This window comes from Providencia sp. JUb39, from assembly GCF_012272845.1.
Classification (GTDB): domain Bacteria; phylum Pseudomonadota; class Gammaproteobacteria; order Enterobacterales; family Enterobacteriaceae; genus Providencia; species Providencia lanzhouensis.
The window spans coordinates 926928-944367 of the sequence record NZ_JAAWXD020000001.1 but is presented as its reverse complement, the minus strand read 5'-3'; the positions used below and the strand labels follow the sequence as shown (position 1 = coordinate 944367).

Sequence of the window (17440 nt, the reverse complement as noted above, 5' to 3'; positions counted from 1 at the left end):
GTTAGTGACTGCTTGCTCTATTATTAGGAGCTCTGCGCTCTTGGGCTAATATATGACTTTTGGATTAGTCAGGGATTGGCAAAACGGTTGTATATTTGATTTTTTCCATTGCAAAACTGGAGGTTACATCAATTAAGCCATGAACGCCATTAACCAATTTCTTATAAAATAGATCATAGGATTTCATATCATGAACTTCGACTTGCATCAGATAGTCATATTCACCAGCCATACGATAAAACACTAAAACCTCTGGTAATTTTTCCACAAATGAAACAAATTGCGCATACCATTCGCTATTATGTTGTTGGGTTTTAATCATGACAATCACCGTCAGCCCTAATCCCAGCTTTTCGCCATCTAATAGCGTGACTCGTCCTCGAATATATCCTTCGTCCTCTAGCCTTTTAAGTCGCTTCCAGCATGGTGTCGAGGTTAAATTGACGGCTTCTGCTAATGAGTTTAATGATAGGCTGCTGTCATTTTGTAATAAGCAAAGTAGTTTTTTATCTATTTTATCCAGCATGTTTAGCCCCTGAGCGAATCCTGTTATCCGCAAAATTCTATCATGATGAAATAATAAAGCTGTTACGAATTGCTAGTATTGTAGAATAACTTTGCATGAATAACCGAAACATAGCATAAATTGCTTATTTTAGAGGTTGAAGGTACAAAAACAGACTGTTCATTCCCCTCTTGGCTCGTTAACATAGATCTAAATTAATATTCTCATTATTTAATCTTAGGAGAGACTCATGAAACGTGCTGTTGTTGTCTTCAGCGGAGGACAAGATTCAACAACCTGCCTAATTCAAGCACTCAAACATTATGATGAGGTTCATTGTGTCACCTTTGATTATGGTCAGCGCCACCGCTTAGAAATCGACATTGCGCAAAAGCTTAGCCTACAATTAGGCGCAAAAGCGCATAAAGTGCTCGATGTTACCTTGCTCAATGAGCTAGCGGTTAGTAGTTTAACCCGTGATAACATTCCAGTTCCTGACTATGAAGAAAGTGAAGCCAGCGGGTTACCAAGTACTTTTGTACCCGGGCGTAATATTCTATTCCTAACACTCGCTGCTATCTATGCTTACCAAGTACAAGCTGAAGCGGTGATCACCGGTGTCTGTGAAACTGACTTTTCAGGTTACCCTGATTGCCGTGATGAGTTTGTCAAAGCGCTCAATCATGCGGTTAGCCTAGGGCTAGCAAAAGATATTCGTTTCGAAACACCACTTATGTGGTTAGACAAAGCACAAACATGGGCTCTTGCTGACTACTATGGGCACCTTGAGACTATCCGCACTCAAACTCTCACTTGCTACAATGGTATTCCAGGTGATGGCTGTTCCGAGTGTGCCGCATGCCATTTACGTAGCAAAGGCTTGAATTATTATCTCAATAATAAACAAGCCGTCATGGATTCATTACTCAAACAACTCAACGCAACGAAGTAATTCTAAAAAAAGCCAACCTTAGTGAATATTTCCTGGTTGGCTATACTCCTAATTTGCCTATACTTCGATAAAAGCATCTATTTTATTTTTCAGTGACTCAATTTTTTCTCGGAGTTCATCCTCGATCACCATGGCTTTATTAACTTTACCATCAATGAAAACAAACGTGACGTACGCATCAGATACCACTTCATCAGCACCATTACGATGGCGAATAATTTGTTGGTAACAGACTGCACTCTTCACTCCGATTTTATCCATTCGTGAAATGACGGTTAGCTCATCCCCCAACCCAACGGCTTGGAAATAGTTAACATTAATATTCACTGCCGCCATCACGATTCTATGCTGAATAGCCCATTCAATAAGATTAGCTTTTCCCATCCAATCCCATCTATCCGCTTCATAGAACTCTAAGTACCGAGCATTATTGACATGCTGGAAGACATCAATGTGATAACCGAGCACTTTTATGTGTATCGCCATAACTACTCCGACCAGTTAAATTATTTGATAACATAAAAATAACAAATATTTGAAAGGGCTGCTTAAAAAATATCACTAATCAGACTTAGCTCTCATATTCGTGCTTTAAATCAAATTTAATAGCACAAATATTACCCATAATTTATTTTTAATCTCATAACGCTACTTTCCATTTTCTAAAAAATAGCCCACGCTGAAAGTGGGCTGTTTTTGCTTATAGGACAAGTTTATTACGATTTTTCTCTAAAAATGCAGGTCCAATTCCCTGCACTTCAAGGATGTTTTCAACCGTATTAAAAGCGCCGTATTTTTCTCGGTATTCCACAATAGCCTGAGCTTTCTGTTTACCAATTCCATTGAGTTTTCTCGCTAACTCTTCAGCAGTGGCTTGATTAATATTCACTTGGTCTGGAGATGTTAAACTCGCCACGTTTTTTACTTCATCACTATTTTGAGGTTGCACTATCGCCGTGGCTGGTTTTTCAGTTTCTGCTTTTTTAACCACTGCAAATGCAGATAAAGGGCATAACATTGCCACCATTAACGCTGTCCCTAATCCTTGTTTAATGCTTTTATTCCATTTCATCATTGTTCTCCTATGTGTGTTGAAACATCACAATGCCAGAGAATTTTTTCAAAAACTTTTCTTCGGTTTATACAATGAGAAAGGCCACCCAATGGGTGGCCTTCTATTACAGAGATTGCAATTTTAGTTGCGAAGCGCTTCGCAATTATTCCATGCAAATAACTTATTCTAAGCTTTGCACTTCAATTTTTGCGTTCGCGCGTAAATTCAGCATTAACGCTTCATTCACCGCTGAGCTCATTGCACCACGATATTCGTTAGATAGCTGGCTCAGTTCTTCAGCTGTTGGCTGACCTAAAGTCACTTTATCTAATTGAACAATTAGTAGATTATCTTTTTGGTCATAAGCGATTGCGTAAGTTGGTTTACCGTCAGTTGGCGGTGTCATTTTCATCGCAACGCCCGTCACATCCGTTGCAGGTGCAAGGAATGAAACTGTTTGAACAGCGCCAAATTGAGTGTCTGCAGCTTTCAATGCTTCATCACCTTTACCAGCTTGTAACTCTGCCAGTAATTTCTCACCATTCGCTTTTAATTGTGCAGACGCTTTCTGACGCTTAACTAATGCTTCAATATCCGCTTTTACTGTTTCAAATGGCTCTGTTGATTCCGCTTTATAATCAGTCACACGCAGAACAAATGCACGATCCCCTTCAACGTTGATCACGTCAGAGTTGATACCTGTTGTACCTTTTTTATCGACTAAACGGTCGCTGAATACTTCGTTAACGACTTTCGGGAAATTCAGTTGTGTCGGTGGGTTTTGGCGATCAAACCAGCCAGTAGTCGCAACTTTCAAGCCAGAAATGCTTTCAACTGATGCTAATGATTCATTGTCATTCGTCGCAGCTTCACTCACTTTCTGTTGTAAATCGTAAAACTGTTTGACGCTTTTATCTTGAACTAAACTAGTTTCAATACTTGATTTAACGTCATCAAAAGGCTTAATTGCTTCTGGCTTAACATCATCCAAACGGAATAAGACATAATTATCTTGGACTTTGATCGGTGCAGAAATTTGACCTTTCTCGGTTAAATTCGCACTGATGATTTCACTTGGTGTAGAAGTTGCTTCCATCCAACCAATCACGCCTTTGTTGCCAGCACTGAATTTATCTGTGGATTTTTCAGTAGCTAACGTTGCGAAATCAGCGCCGCCTTTCAGCTCGGCTTCTAAAGCTTGTGCATCTTTTTCTGATGCGACTTGAATCATGCTATACAGCTTTTGTTCCGCTTTAGTAAAATTCTTCAGATTTTCATCGTAGTAAGCTTTCACTTCTTCAGCCGTCACAGATGCTTTTGGCATAGATGCCGCATCCATTTCGACATAGCTTACTTGAACTTGTTCAGGTGAAATGAAACTGTTTTGATTTGCCGCGTAATACGCTTTTAATTCATCTTCAGAAACGGTTTGTTTAGCTTCTAGCGCAGCTAACGACAAGCTTGCCGTACGGACTTCACGCTCTTGCATAAACAGTTCCGCATACGCTTTTACTTCTGAAGGCAGTGCAAATTCTGTTCCGGTGAACGATTTACCTAATTGCGCACGAACTAAATCTTGGCGAATTTGTGCCGCAAAATCATCTGCATTAATATTGTAACGTTTTAAAATTTCGCGATATTTTTCACTATCAAAATTTCCATTTGTTTGGAAAACTTGCATAGCAAAAATAGCTTGCTCAATTTGTTGGTCGCTAGCAGAGAGTTGTAATTCATTAGCGTATTGGTTAATCAATTGATTATTGATTAAGTTATTCAAAGCTTGGGTACGCAGCTCTTTCATGTAGTTGTCATTACTTGCAACTTCAGAGAATTTATCTCCTAAGTATTCTTGTAATGACTGGCGCTCTTGCTGGAAAGCTTGCTGTAATTGTTCCTTGCTTATTGGCTGTCCATTGACTTCAGCAGCATTATTACTTGAGCCACCAATCACATAGCCAGCAACACCTGTCAGCACGAATGACAAGATAATAATAGCTAACAACACTTTAATAAAAGGACTGTTCGCCTTCGTGCGTAGATCTTCCATCATAAAAAGGCTTAACTCCGCTTTGCTTTGTTGAATTTCTTAATATTACGCTAATTTTAACTCAGATAGAAAAAAAAGCGCACCATTTCCATGGCGCGCTTATATATTAGCTGATTAAAGACATTACGTCAGTTTGAGTTTTCGCAAAAATGCGTGAAAGACGAAACTAAACTCAATTAACCGTTAACAGCGTCTTTAAGACCTTTGCCTGCACGGAATGCAGGAACTTTTGCCGCAGCGATTTTAATTTCTTTACCTGTCTGCGGGTTACGACCTGTACGTGCTGCGCGTTGACGTACATTAAAAGTACCAAAACCAACTAAAGTAACATCATCACCCTTGCTCAGAGAAGTCGTTACAGAAGCAACGAAAGCATCGACTACGCGACCTGCTGCGGCTTTAGAAATGTTCGCTTCTGCAGCGATTTTTTCAATCAGTTGAGACTTATTCACTATTATCATCCCCATATTAGTTTTGACTTTATCGGTTAATTAACCAACTACAGTATAGTTAACATTACTAAGTATAGTTAATTAATGATGCAGCCGTTATATCAATCCTGAATATTAATGGCAAGAAAACAGATAGCACGCTAACCATTATCAGAATCTTCGCTAAAGTAACCACGAAAAAAAAGGCTGACAAGCCCTAAATTAGCTGTCAGCCTTAATTTTATACAAGCTTCTTGATTCAGCTCACTCTTTTAGCTTTCTTTTGGACCACTTCAGCCCCAAAAGGAGGATTGACTAATGCTAATGAGAGGACTTCTTCAATTGTCTTAACCGGATGGATTTGCAAATCAGCAATCACATTCTGAGGAATTTCTTCTAAATCACGTTTGTTATCATCAGGGATAAGAACCGTTTTAATACCACCACGATGAGCTGCCAGTAATTTTTCTTTCAGCCCACCAATTGGTAATACTAAACCGCGTAACGTAATTTCACCAGTCATCGCCACATCCGCTTTTACAGGGTTACCCGTTAAGCAAGAAACCAGTGCCGTTGACATTGCGATACCCGCACTTGGACCATCTTTCGGTGTTGCGCCTTCTGGTACGTGAACGTGAATATCACGTTTTTCATAGAAGTCACCGTTAATACCCAGTTTTTCTGCACGAGCACGTACCACTGTCAGCGCTGTTTGAATTGATTCTTGCATCACTTCACCCAGAGAACCGGTGTAAGTTAACTTACCTTTGCCCGGTACACAGGCTGTCTCAATGGTAAGTAAATCACCACCAACTTCTGTCCATGCTAAACCAGTCACTTGCCCTACTCGGTTTTCGGTATCAGCATGACCGTAGTCAAAGCGACGAACACCTAAGTAATCCTTCAGATTATCCGCAGTGATCTCAATATGCTTCAGTTTTTTATCCATCAGCAATGCTTTAACGGCTTTACGGCACAGTTTAGAAATTTCACGTTCTAATCCACGCACGCCAGCTTCACGAGTATAGTAACGAATGATGCTCATAATTGCGCCATCATCGATAGATAACTCGCCTTTTTTCAATGCATTACGCTCAATTTGCTTAGATAGTAAATGTCTCTTAGCAATATTCAGTTTTTCGTCTTCGGTATAACCAGACAGACGGATCACTTCCATACGGTCTAATAATGGTGCAGGGATATTCATCGAGTTCGATGTTGCCACAAACATCACGTCAGACAGGTCATAATCAACTTCCAGATAATGGTCGTTGAATGCAACGTTTTGTTCTGGATCTAACACTTCTAACAGTGCTGATGCAGGATCTCCACGCATGTCTGAAGACATTTTATCGATTTCATCCAGTAAAAATAGTGGGTTTTTAACCCCTACTTTCGCCATTTTCTGGATAAGTTTACCCGGCATTGAACCAATATAAGTACGACGGTGACCGCGGATTTCCGCTTCGTCACGAACCCCACCCAGAGCCATACGGGTATATTCGCGCCCTGTTGCTTTAGCTATAGATTGCCCCAGAGACGTTTTACCAACCCCTGGAGGTCCAACTAAGCATAAGATTGGCCCTTTAATTTTACTAACACGGCTTTGAACCGCGAGGTATTCAAGGATACGGTCTTTAACACGCTCTAAGCCATAGTGATCTGTATCGAGCACTTCTTGCGCTTTCACTAAGTCTTTTTTGACTTTGCTACGCTTATGCCATGGAACCTGAACCATCCAATCAATGTAGCTACGAACCACCGTCGCTTCAGCAGACATTGGAGACATCATTTTCAGCTTCTGCAATTCAGCTTCGGCTTTTTCTTGTGCCTCTTTTGGCATTTTCGCTTCTTCGATTTTGCGTTTCAGCGATTCGTTTTCATCTGGAGCATCATCCATTTCGCCAAGTTCTTTTTGAATCGCTTTCATTTGCTCATTCAAATAGTACTCGCGCTGGCTTTTTTCCATCTGTTTTTTCACGCGGTTACGAATGCGTTTTTCAACTTGCAGTAGTTCAGTTTCTGATTCCATCATTGCCATGAGAAACTCAACACGCTCAGCAATGTTTGCCATTTCTAAAACGCGCTGTTTGTCTGCCAGTTTTAACGGCATGTGTGAAGCAATCGTATCAGCCAGTTTATCTAGCTGATCTTGCTCAATCGCATGCAGTGAAGTCAGAACTTCAGGTGGAATTTTTTTGTTCAGTTTGATGTAGCTTTCGAACTGACTAACAATCGTACGATATAATACTTCTTGCTCTTTTTCGTCAACCAATTCCGCAGTGCTAGGCGCTTTTGATGTGTCATCATAGACAGCCGCTTTCACACTATCGTTCGCGAGATATTCAGCTTGCGCTAAGAAATACTCGCCGTTATCAGTCAGGCTAGTAATACGAGCACGACGTAGGCCTTCAACTAGCACTTTAACGGTACCGTCAGGTAGTTTCAGCATCTGGATCACAGATGCAATTGTCCCAACAGTAAATAAATCATTCACCCCAGGTTCATCGGTTGAGGCTTCTTTTTGCGCAACCAGCATCACTTGCTTATCATGATCCATTGCTGCTTCCAGACTGTGAATGGATTTTTCACGTCCAACAAACAGTGGGATCACCATATGTGGGTACACCACTACATCACGCAGAGGCAATACTGGTATTTCAATGCGTTCGGAACGCTCTGGATTCATAAAGCTCTCTCTTCGTTTAGCACACGCCAGTTAAGGGTTTCTGCTTATAACAGAAAAAATTCTTGTAAAACACTGCGATATAAACAGTGCTCTTTCAAAATAAGGAAACCACAACTAAGAATATAAACTATATGGGGACAAGATTTTAGCATTCAATGGTTAGTTAAGCATAAAAAACAAAATGAGGGTTACCCCTCATTTTGATTGATTATTTATTGAACACAGACGAGGAGTTAATTATCGCCAGAAGCTTGGGCATCCGGTTTGCTGTAGATTAACAGTGGTTCTGACTGTTCATTAATCACATTTTCATCTACAACGACTTTCTCAACATCACTCATTGAAGGTAGATCATACATGGTATTAAGTAGAGCAGCTTCGACGATTGAACGTAAGCCACGAGCACCTGTTTTACGCGCCATCGCTTTTTTCGCTATCGCCGTTAATGCTTCTTCACGAAACTCTAACTCAGTGCCTTCGAGGTTAAACAGAGCTTGATACTGTTTAGTCAATGCGTTTTTCGGCTCTTTTAAGATCTGAATCAGTGCTTCTTCACTCAGTTCAGTCAATGTGGCAACCACAGGTAAACGACCGATAAACTCAGGAATCAAACCAAATTTAATGAGATCTTCAGGCTCCGCTTGAGTGAGTAACTCACCTTCTGTTGCCTTCTCAGATTCACCTTTAACTTGCGCCGCAAAACCAATACCTGAACGAGTATTCAGACGTTGGCCAATAACTTTATCCAACCCGGCAAATGCACCGCCACAGATAAACAGAATTTTCGAGGTATCTACCTGTAAAAACTCTTGTTGCGGATGCTTACGACCGCCTTGTGGCGGAACCGCGGCTACAGTGCCTTCAATCAGTTTAAGTAATGCTTGCTGCACCCCTTCACCTGATACGTCACGTGTGATGGATGGGTTATCGGATTTACGAGAAATTTTATCAATTTCATCGATATAGACGATACCACGTTGAGCTTTCTCAACATCATAGTCGCATTTTTGTAGCAGCTTCTGGATGATATTCTCAACATCTTCACCCACGTAACCCGCTTCAGTTAATGTGGTCGCATCCGCCATAGTAAACGGCACATCTAAATAGCGAGCTAACGTTTCTGCTAATAACGTTTTACCACTACCCGTCGGACCAATGAGCAGAATGTTACTTTTGCCTAATTCAACACCATCGCTGGTTTTATCGCCATTACGTAGACGTTTGTAGTGGTTATAAACAGCAACTGCTAACACTTTTTTCGCTTTTTCTTGACCAATAACGTAGTCGTCAAGATGCTGTCTGATTTCGTGGGGAGTTGGCAATTCACTACGCTCGCGATGCGGAGCCAGTTCTTTGATCTCTTCACGGATGATGTCGAGGCATAAATCCACGCATTCATCACAAATATAGACTGACGGACCGGCAATCAGCTTACGCACTTCATGCTGACTTTTTCCGCAGAAAGAACAGTACAGTAATTTACCTGCTCCCTCTTTGCGTTTATCTGTCATCAGTAGACCTCACTTATATTTATAATGCCTTGTTTTATCTAACTTTCGTAGTAAAACAAGGCAACAAATTTTCAAAAACTTTAGGATATAAATTAATTATATCAAAATATTCGCAAATTAACGGCTGGTATAAATATGATCAACCAGACCATATTCTTTAGCTTCATTTGCTGATAAGAAACGGTCACGCTCTGTGTCACGACTAATCTCTTCGATGGATTTCCCTGTATGTTGGGCCATCAATTCATTCATGCGCGATTTCACTTTCAAGATTTCTTGAGCGTGAATTTCAATGTCTGTCGCTTGTCCTTGATAGCCACCTAACGGTTGGTGGATCATGACGCGAGAGTTTGGCAAGCAGAAACGTTTACCTTTTGTACCTGCGGTTAATAAAAACGCACCCATTGAGCACGCTTGTCCCATACAGATAGTGCTCACATCAGGTTTGATAAATTGCATGGTGTCGTAAATTGACATCCCTGCAGTAATCACGCCGCCTGGTGAGTTAATATAAAGTTGAATATCTTTTTCTGGGTTTTCTGCTTCAAGAAATAGCATTTGAGCGACAATTAAGTTCGCCATATGATCTTCCACCTGACCAGTTAGGAAGATAATACGTTCTTTTAAGAGACGTGAATAAATATCATATGAGCGCTCACCTCGAGAGGTTTGCTCGATAACCATTGGCACAAGTGCCATTTGGGATGCTAACTGCTCCTGACCGCCAAAATGTGACATCGAAATCTCCTATTAAAAACTTTTTCTGGTGCTTGCGCCTAATTTGCTGTCTGTCCGCCATTTTGGGCAGGAATCGTGCTACAAACAATATTTCTAAAAAACACTCTTTCGAAGTTAGTTGTGTCTGCCTGCTTATACCCTTCGCTTACTTCATTATTTTAGTTACTTTTTTAAATATTGGTTAAAAAGTCGCTAAAGAATTAAGCCAGAATAATGTTGAAAATACTGCGATAGGCAAGACGCTCTGCTAAAGAGTTTAACACAAGTCTATCTAGTTACACGGTTTTATACTGTCGAAAAATGTGTTCCACACAAAAATCCCATCATCATCTAGCGAACGATATCTTGATGACTCTTATTATAATTAGGGTTTAAATGTAATTTTCAAGATGATTTGCACAAAGTCTAAATATTACGACGCTAATTGACAAAAAACCCGCAGTGAAACACCACGGGTTTTGCTTTGTACTTCTAAAAAGAAGAGTACTGCTAAAAAGAAAAATTAACCAGCTTGAACTTGGTTCATCAGCTCAGTGAAGTTAGTTTCTTTTTCAGTTACTTTAGCTGCTGCCAGAATAGTTTCTACAGCTTGCTCTTCTAACGCTAAGTTACGAACACTGTTCATCAGCTCTTCATTTTTGCTGTAGTATTCGATAACTTCTGATGGATCTTCGTAAGCAGAAGCCATGTCTTCGATCAGCGCTTTAACGCGATCTTCGTCAGCTTTCAGCTCGTTAGTACGGATAACTTCGCCTAACAGCAGACCAACAATTACGCGGCGTTTAGCTTGTTCTTCGAACAATTCACGTGGTAATTCCATCGCTTGTTTTTCGTTGCCACCAAAACGCTGTGCAGCTTGACGACGCAGAACATCGATTTCACCATCAACAACTGCTGCTGGGACTTCGATTTCGTTAGCGTTAACCAGACCTTCCAGAACTTGCGCTTTAACACGGTTACGAACTGCATTTTTCAGCTCACGTTCCATGTTTTTACGAACTTCTGCACGCAGACCTTCTACTGAACCGTCAGCAATACCGAAACGCTTAACGAATTCTTCAGTAAATTCTGGCAGTTCACGCTGTTCAACTTTCTTCAGAACGATTGCAAATTTAGCCGCTTTACCTTTCAGGTTTTCTGCATGGTAATCTTCTGGGAAGTTAACTTCGATATCGAACTCTTCACCAGCTTTATGACCAACAACACCTTCTTCGAAGCCTGGGATCATACGACCTTCGCCCATAACTAGTGCGAAGTCTTCAGCTTTACCACCTTCGAATTCTTCACCGTCGATAGAACCTGTGAAGTTAATAGTGATACGTGAATCAGCAGCTGCTGCATCTTCAACTTCTTTCCACTGTGCTTGTTGCTTACGCAGAGTTTCCAGCATGTCGTTGAGGTCTTCGTCTTTCACGGTTACAGCCGGTTTTTCAACTTCGATAGTTTCAAAACCTTTTAATTCGATTTCTGGGTACACTTCGAACTCAACCGCGTAAACGAAGTCTTTACCGTCTTCGAACATTTCTGGCTTGTAGCTTGGCGCGCCAGCTGGGTTGATTTTTTGTTCAATGATTGCATTGATAAAGTTACGTTGCATAACATCGCCCAGAACGTCTTGCATTACAGACGCACCGTAACGTTGTTTAACGATGTGCATTGGTACTTTCCCTTTACGGAAACCATCAACACGGACTTTCTTAGCAACGTTAACCAGCTCGCTATTCAGCGCTTTTTCAATATCAGTGGCAGGAACGGTGATTGTTACACGACGCCCAAGGCCTTGAGTCGTTTCAACAGAAACTTGCATCTTCTTACCTCAAAATAAATCTTAGTGATCGGTCTACTCCAGAGTTATGCCATTAAATCATAATGGCAATCTCCCTTCCAGAACCGGGGGCGTTACTTTCATAACGGTCATCCCTGATATCAGAAGCGTCCCGAAACCTTACTGAAAATTAGACGCAGCATTATACCGATGCATGCGCCCTGAGTCGAGAAAAGCCGATAAAAGAAGCGATCATTCCTCTTTATTTGTGACTTTTCTGACTAAAAATTCATTTTCCTCTCTCGAATTGAGGAAAAAACGCTCACTTACAGCCACTCGATAAACACACTATTGGTATTCGTATGTCATCAAGACGTTTGATTAGCGATTCACACCACCAACACCACGACAAGCAGGTGATTTTAGCGCAGTACTCGCTAATTCATTCCACTCTTTTGGAGTATAAGTGTGTAAGGCTAAAGCATGGATCCCACCTGCAAGCTCGTCAGCCAAAATAGCATAAATTTCACGGTGACGACCAATCATACGTTTGTTTTCAAATTTATCACTGACTAAAACCACTTTGAAATGGCTCTCTGAACCGGGTAACACATTATGCTGATGACTTTCATTAATCACCTCCATATGTTCAGGTTCAAATGCAGACTGTAGCTTTTCACTCACGCGAGACTGCATAGTTTGTGGCATATTGGCGTCCATAGAGACTCCTAAATTAATTAAAAAACGCTAAAGCACATCTGAAAAAAAATCCCCTAATCACGCTGTTGGTAACTATCTTCTTATTATAGAAATAGCGGATAATAGCATCTATATTGTTGAAACTATGGTCCGGGTATGCAAAATGTTCATCGACTGCACATTTACGCGAATTTTTTCTCAAACTGTTGTCTAATAGTGTGAGTTGTTGCACCCCGAACCATAACGGAACATTTTCAATTAGGAAAGATGAACTGGGAAGAATTATGTTAAGAAAACTGTGTTTTCCACTTTTTGCGTTATTTTTATTAGCGGGCTGTACTGCACCGTCTAATACGCTGTCCCTCGAACCTAAAATTGCATTACCAGCCAAAAACCCGACGCTCAATGCGACTTCAATTAGCGTGAGTAGCGTTGATAACCGTTCAAATCGCGCATTAGCTGAAATTAACCGAAACGGTACTTTAGAGGTGCTTAATCCCTCTCGCGATCCGCGTTATCTAATGCAAGAAGCCGTAGAAAAGCAAATGGCTGCTCGTGGTTTCATGGTGACATCTCCCGCCAATATCAACTTAGTGGTTCAATTAAACAAGTTGAACACGCAAGTGAGTGAAGGAAGTTTACGCCATAATATTACGGTTAATTCCAGCGTTGTCGTTAATGCTACCGCGCCAAATGGCTCAACTAAGAGCCGGACTTATAGCCGTAATTACAATACCCAAGGGGCATTAGGCGCAACCAATGAAAAAATTGCTGCGGCAATTAACCTTGCTTTAAGTGATTTAATTTCAGATATGGCGAAAGACCAAGAACTGGCCGATTTTATCAGACAAAATTCACGATATTAATCGCGCATCAAGAATGAATTCATACTAGTATCATTCTGGTTCATCGGAGACTGTAAAAATAGTCTGCTTTATCCTACTAACCCGAGTTATTTCTTTAATACAAATAGCTTGGGTTGTTTTATCTTTCTACTGCGCCATTCTTCGCGCAACGTAATACACCAGCATCAGGCGATGAGGGAATAATGCCACGTTTTACACTACCCAGATTTACACTGCCCAATAATGTGACCTTAATTTTACTGGGATTTGTCTCAGGGTTGCCCTTGGCATTAACCGCTGGAACATTACAAGCTTGGTTAACCGTTGAAAAAATTGACATTAAAACCATCGGTTTCTTTTCTCTCGTCGGTCAGGCCTACGTTTTAAAATTTCTATGGTCCCCCATGATGGATCGCTATACCCCCCCATTTTTAGGACGACGTAGAGGGTGGCTATTAACAACGCAAATTTTGCTTGTCATTAGCATTGCAGGCATGAGTTTTATGAATCCGTCGGAGCACCTTTGGTGGTTAGCTGCGCTAGCGGTCACTGTAGCCTTCTGTTCCGCATCCCAAGATATTGTCTTTGATGCCTATAAAACAGATTTATTAAGTGCAGAAGAGCGAGGTATTGGTGCAGCAACATCGGTCATGGGCTATCGCATCAGTATGTTGGTTTCTGGGGGATTAGCACTTTGGCTTGCTGATAAATTCCTCACTTGGCAGCAACTTTATTTATTCATGGCAGGGCTAATGTTTATTGGGATCTTCGCAACACTTTTTGCGAAAGAACCTCAAGAAAATACCGCTCCACCAACTTCGTTAAAAGATGCTATTTATGAGCCACTTGCCGAATTTTTTAGCCGCAATAATGCATGGCTGATTTTACTGCTTCTTATCTTTTATAAGATGGGAGACGCTTTCGTTATGGCGCTAAATACTAACTTTTTACTCAATGCCCTTGGCTTTAGTTTAAGCGAAGTAGGTACAGTAAATAAAACCGTTGGTATGGCGGCGACAATCATCGGAGCCCTATTTGGGGGTTATCTGATGAAGAATATGAGCCTATTTAGAGCATTATTCGTCTTCGGTGTGCTTCAAGGTGGTTCGAATATTGGCTACTGGTTCCTCGCAGTAACACCGCCAAATATTATCAGCATGGGATCTATTATATTCCTCGAAAATATCTTTTCAGGAATGGGAACTGCGGCATTTGTTGCCTTATTAATGACCTTATGTAATAAGTCTTTATCAGCCACTCAATTCGCCTTACTTTCAGCATTATCCGCTGTAGGCCGTGTCTATATCGGCCCCGTCGCAAGTATTTTTGTCAGCACCTATGGCTGGCCCATGTTCTACTTAATTTCCATCGGCGTTGCAGTACCGGGGGTTTTATTGCTACTCGCTTGCCGAACTTCGTTGTTATACACCCAAGATACGGGAGAATTTCAACGTAGAGAGTTTTTTCCTCGAGAATATAAAATCGCGGTTTATGCGCTAATGGCAGCAGCATGTATACTGACGGTTTGGTTAATTAGTTTACTAATCACATCATTTGCAGAGGTGAAAGTTTACTTGTTTACTACCCATATATCCCTGTGGTTAGCGCTCCCAACTTATCAGAATCTCATATTTAACATTGGTATAGCCATTGGCGCTATCAGCCTTATTGTTGGTGGAACCCTCGACTTCCTCGCTGTCCGCAAAGCCATAAAACATAAATCATTCTGATATTTTTGATTAATTCCCATTCTATTCAGCTCACGACTCCCCCAAGTTAAACTAATTAATTTGGGGAATCTCTCCTTTTTTCGCAAATTAGATCTCTCTTGCAAATATCGCTTAAAGATCGATAAAAACGTGATTTGAATCACTTATTTTCTGAAATGGATTTTTTAATTACAAATTGAAAGCTTAATATCTCACATGTTTGAGGATGGTTAGTTGACAAGCTAAAAATTTGCGTAACAACTAATTTTTATTAATACATAAACGAAAATAATGTCTTATGAAAAAAACACTACTCTGTGCTGCTGCTCTAGCATCATTGGCAGGGACCGCGAATGCTGAAAATTTTCTTGGGTATCAGAATGGTTTCGCAGATATCAACGTGAACTATCTCGACTGGTCCCGTCATACAGAAAATAAATCTAAAAATACAACCCATAAGGAAGATTTCGCTTACTTCGAATTAGAAGGTGGCGCTAATTTCAATTGGGGTGAATTATATGGTTTCTTTGACGTTGAAAACCCATTTAATAAACAGCATGAAGATCCAGGCAAAAACCAGCGTTATACGCTGAAAACAACAGCTCGCGTCTATATCGCAGATACTGGATTCAACTTATACGGCCACGTTTATGGCACTTGGTCTTTACCGGGTGACAAACACGGTGGCAACTTCCACGAAGTCAACACACTTTATGGTATCGGCTATAACACCTCGATTGGTGACCTGTGGTTCAAACCTTTCGTGGCTTTACACTATGTTGACCAAACCTATTATTCCGGTAATAACGGCTATGTAGTTGGTTGGGTTGCTGGTTATAACTTCAAAATGTTCCAAGAAGATTTCATGATCACGAACTGGCATGAAATGGAATTTGCACGTCATGAGCGTTATGGCAACGGTGGGCGTGATGGCGTGAACGGCGCATTAGCTTTCTGGTGGAACGCCACGCCAAATTTAGCTGCTGGTGTTCAATATCGTTATGCTGACAATAAGTTAGGTGATGATTTCTACCAAGATGCAATCATTTATACATTAAAGTATAACTTCTAGTGACTAAGGAAATATTGTTTATATTTTTAACATATTTTCTTTAATTTCAAAAATGTAACAATTTTTCTTTATTATTTTGCCGGTAAAGTAGCCAATTTCACTTTATCGGCAATATAATCAGTAATTTCCCCTACGGAATATCTTAACAATCCAAGCAGTTTTCACATTTTTTTGTCAATTTTGTATATATTTTTCTTTGAAAAATTACCAAGATAATTTAGTATTCATACTGTTTTATCAAAACATACCTATAATTAGCAGCAATTTTAACTTTTTAGAAGCAAAAGCTTTACATGTGATCATATTAACATAAAGAGCTAACAATTCCGTTTCTTTACCTTACAATCATTTACACTCGCACAACCTTACCGTAAAATGCCCGCACTGATGAAACGACAATTAGATTCTTGTCATTTGGGGTCGTGGATGAGACTTATGAACTACAAAAAAAGCATTGGAGCAATCTCACTTGTTGCAGCAGCCTTATTATTAGGCGGTTGTGATATGGTGTTGATGGATCCGAAAGGCGCCGTTGGCGTAAAACAAAAAGAACTGATTCTTATTGCAATTGGTTTGATGCTCCTTGTTGTGATTCCTGTTATTTTCATGGCGATTATCTTCGCTGTAAAATATCGTGAATCCAATAAGTCAGCTACCTACCGTCCTAACTGGGCTCACTCTAACAAAATTGAGTTAGTCTGCTGGACAGTTCCTATCATTATTATCATTATTCTGGGTGCTATCACTTGGAAAACGACTCATGAGCTGGACCCGTATCAGCCATTAGTTAGTGATCAGGAACCTGTTACCATTCAAGTTATTTCAGCTGACTGGAAATGGATCTTTATCTATCCAGATCAAGGCATTGCTACAGTCAATGAAATCGCATTCCCTACTGGTGTTCCTGTAAACTTCAAAATCACGTCTGATTCTGTGATGAACTCATTCTTCATCCCATCTTTAGGTGGACAGATCTACGCGATGGCGGGTATGCAGACAAAACTTCACTTAATCGCTAACGAACCAGGTACCTATAAAGGCTTCTCAGCAAGCTATAGCGGTCACGGATTCTCAGATATGAAGTTTAATGCTATTGCTACAGCAGATCGCCAAGGCTTCGATGAGTGGGTACAGAAAGTAAAAGCATCACCAAAAACTATGGATACGATGCAGGCATTCGACGAAGTTGCTAAACCTAGCATGAACGTTCCTGTTACCTACTTCTCTAGCGTGAAACCTAAACTTTATGAAGACATCATTATGAAGTTTGGTCATGAGCACCATAAAGGTCACGCTCCTGTAGATGCGAATAATGAAGCAAATCATTCTATGCACATGGGCAACACTGCTCAAGCGCAAGAATCTACAGGTCATTCAATGCATATGAGCCATAACGCTCATGCAGGCGCTGAGGAATAAGGGC

At 40.6% G+C, this 17440-nt stretch carries 15 protein-coding genes; 5 read left to right on the top strand and 10 right to left on the bottom strand.

Annotation, left to right across the window (positions count from 1 at the left end; all coding sequences use genetic code 11):
- Nucleotides 1–64: 64 nt before the first annotated feature.
- Entirely contained in the window at nt 65–526 is a 462-nt protein-coding gene (locus tag HFU86_RS04150) for an Lrp/AsnC family transcriptional regulator (protein WP_036953928.1), read from the bottom strand.
- Nucleotides 527–755: 229 nt separating this feature from the next.
- Between HFU86_RS04150 and queC the strand changes: the two genes are divergently transcribed.
- Nucleotides 756–1457 carry a 7-cyano-7-deazaguanine synthase QueC gene (gene queC, locus HFU86_RS04145; RefSeq protein ID WP_187128773.1) on the top strand — a complete coding sequence of 234 codons (702 nt, stop codon included), beginning with the start codon at nt 756–758 and terminating at the stop codon, nt 1455–1457.
- Between the two features lie 57 nt (nt 1458–1514).
- Here queC and HFU86_RS04140 read toward each other — a convergent pair whose 3' ends face one another.
- The 9 genes from HFU86_RS04140 to bolA all read right to left on the bottom strand — a co-directional run bounded on the left by HFU86_RS04140 (nt 1515) and on the right by bolA (nt 12412).
- On the bottom strand, nt 1515–1943 hold the full coding sequence (locus HFU86_RS04140; RefSeq protein WP_187128772.1) for an acyl-CoA thioesterase: 429 nt from the start codon (nt 1941–1943) through the stop codon (nt 1515–1517).
- A 214-nt stretch (nt 1944–2157) separates the two neighbouring features.
- Complete coding sequence (locus HFU86_RS04135) at nt 2158–2529, bottom strand: ComEA family DNA-binding protein (protein ID WP_108479256.1); 372 nt, start codon at nt 2527–2529, stop codon at nt 2158–2160.
- 163 nt (nt 2530–2692) lie between these two features.
- Entirely contained in the window at nt 2693–4561 is a 1869-nt protein-coding gene (gene ppiD / locus HFU86_RS04130) for a peptidylprolyl isomerase (RefSeq protein ID WP_036953916.1), read from the bottom strand.
- Nucleotides 4562–4734: 173 nt separating this feature from the next.
- Nucleotides 4735–5010 carry a nucleoid-associated protein HU-beta gene (hupB, locus tag HFU86_RS04125; RefSeq protein ID WP_006662768.1) on the bottom strand — a complete coding sequence of 92 codons (276 nt, stop codon included), beginning with the start codon at nt 5008–5010 and terminating at the stop codon, nt 4735–4737.
- A 238-nt stretch (nt 5011–5248) separates the two neighbouring features.
- Complete coding sequence (gene lon, locus HFU86_RS04120) at nt 5249–7678, bottom strand: endopeptidase La (protein WP_132496193.1); 2430 nt, start codon at nt 7676–7678, stop codon at nt 5249–5251.
- A gap of 233 nt (nt 7679–7911) precedes the next feature.
- Nucleotides 7912–9189: an ATP-dependent protease ATP-binding subunit ClpX gene (gene clpX, locus HFU86_RS04115; protein ID WP_006657220.1), complete on the bottom strand. Its 1278-nt coding sequence runs from the start codon at nt 9187–9189 to the stop codon at nt 7912–7914.
- A gap of 117 nt (nt 9190–9306) precedes the next feature.
- Nucleotides 9307–9927 (bottom strand): ATP-dependent Clp endopeptidase proteolytic subunit ClpP, encoded by a 621-nt coding sequence (gene clpP / locus HFU86_RS04110; protein WP_006657219.1) that lies wholly within the window; start codon nt 9925–9927, stop codon nt 9307–9309.
- A gap of 502 nt (nt 9928–10429) precedes the next feature.
- The gene (tig, locus tag HFU86_RS04105) at nt 10430–11734 is read right to left on the bottom strand and encodes a trigger factor (protein WP_036953907.1); all 1305 of its coding nucleotides are present in this window, start codon (nt 11732–11734) and stop codon (nt 10430–10432) included.
- A 339-nt stretch (nt 11735–12073) separates the two neighbouring features.
- Nucleotides 12074–12412, bottom strand: a complete 339-nt coding sequence (bolA, locus tag HFU86_RS04100; protein ID WP_132496192.1) for a transcriptional regulator BolA — start codon at nt 12410–12412, stop codon at nt 12074–12076.
- A 263-nt stretch (nt 12413–12675) separates the two neighbouring features.
- Here bolA and HFU86_RS04095 point away from each other — a divergent pair, with 263 nt between their 5' ends.
- From HFU86_RS04095 to cyoA, 4 genes are all read left to right on the top strand, one after another.
- On the top strand, nt 12676–13257 hold the full coding sequence (locus HFU86_RS04095; RefSeq protein ID WP_187128771.1) for a YajG family lipoprotein: 582 nt from the start codon (nt 12676–12678) through the stop codon (nt 13255–13257).
- 182 nt (nt 13258–13439) lie between these two features.
- Nucleotides 13440–14966, top strand: a complete 1527-nt coding sequence (ampG, locus tag HFU86_RS04090; RefSeq protein WP_132496190.1) for a muropeptide MFS transporter AmpG — start codon at nt 13440–13442, stop codon at nt 14964–14966.
- A 277-nt stretch (nt 14967–15243) separates the two neighbouring features.
- Entirely contained in the window at nt 15244–16017 is a 774-nt protein-coding gene (locus HFU86_RS04085) for a nucleoside-specific channel-forming Tsx family protein (protein ID WP_132496189.1), read from the top strand.
- 426 nt (nt 16018–16443) lie between these two features.
- Entirely contained in the window at nt 16444–17436 is a 993-nt protein-coding gene (gene cyoA, locus HFU86_RS04080; protein ID WP_036953895.1) for a cytochrome o ubiquinol oxidase subunit II, read from the top strand.
- Nucleotides 17437–17440 lie beyond the last annotated feature (4 nt).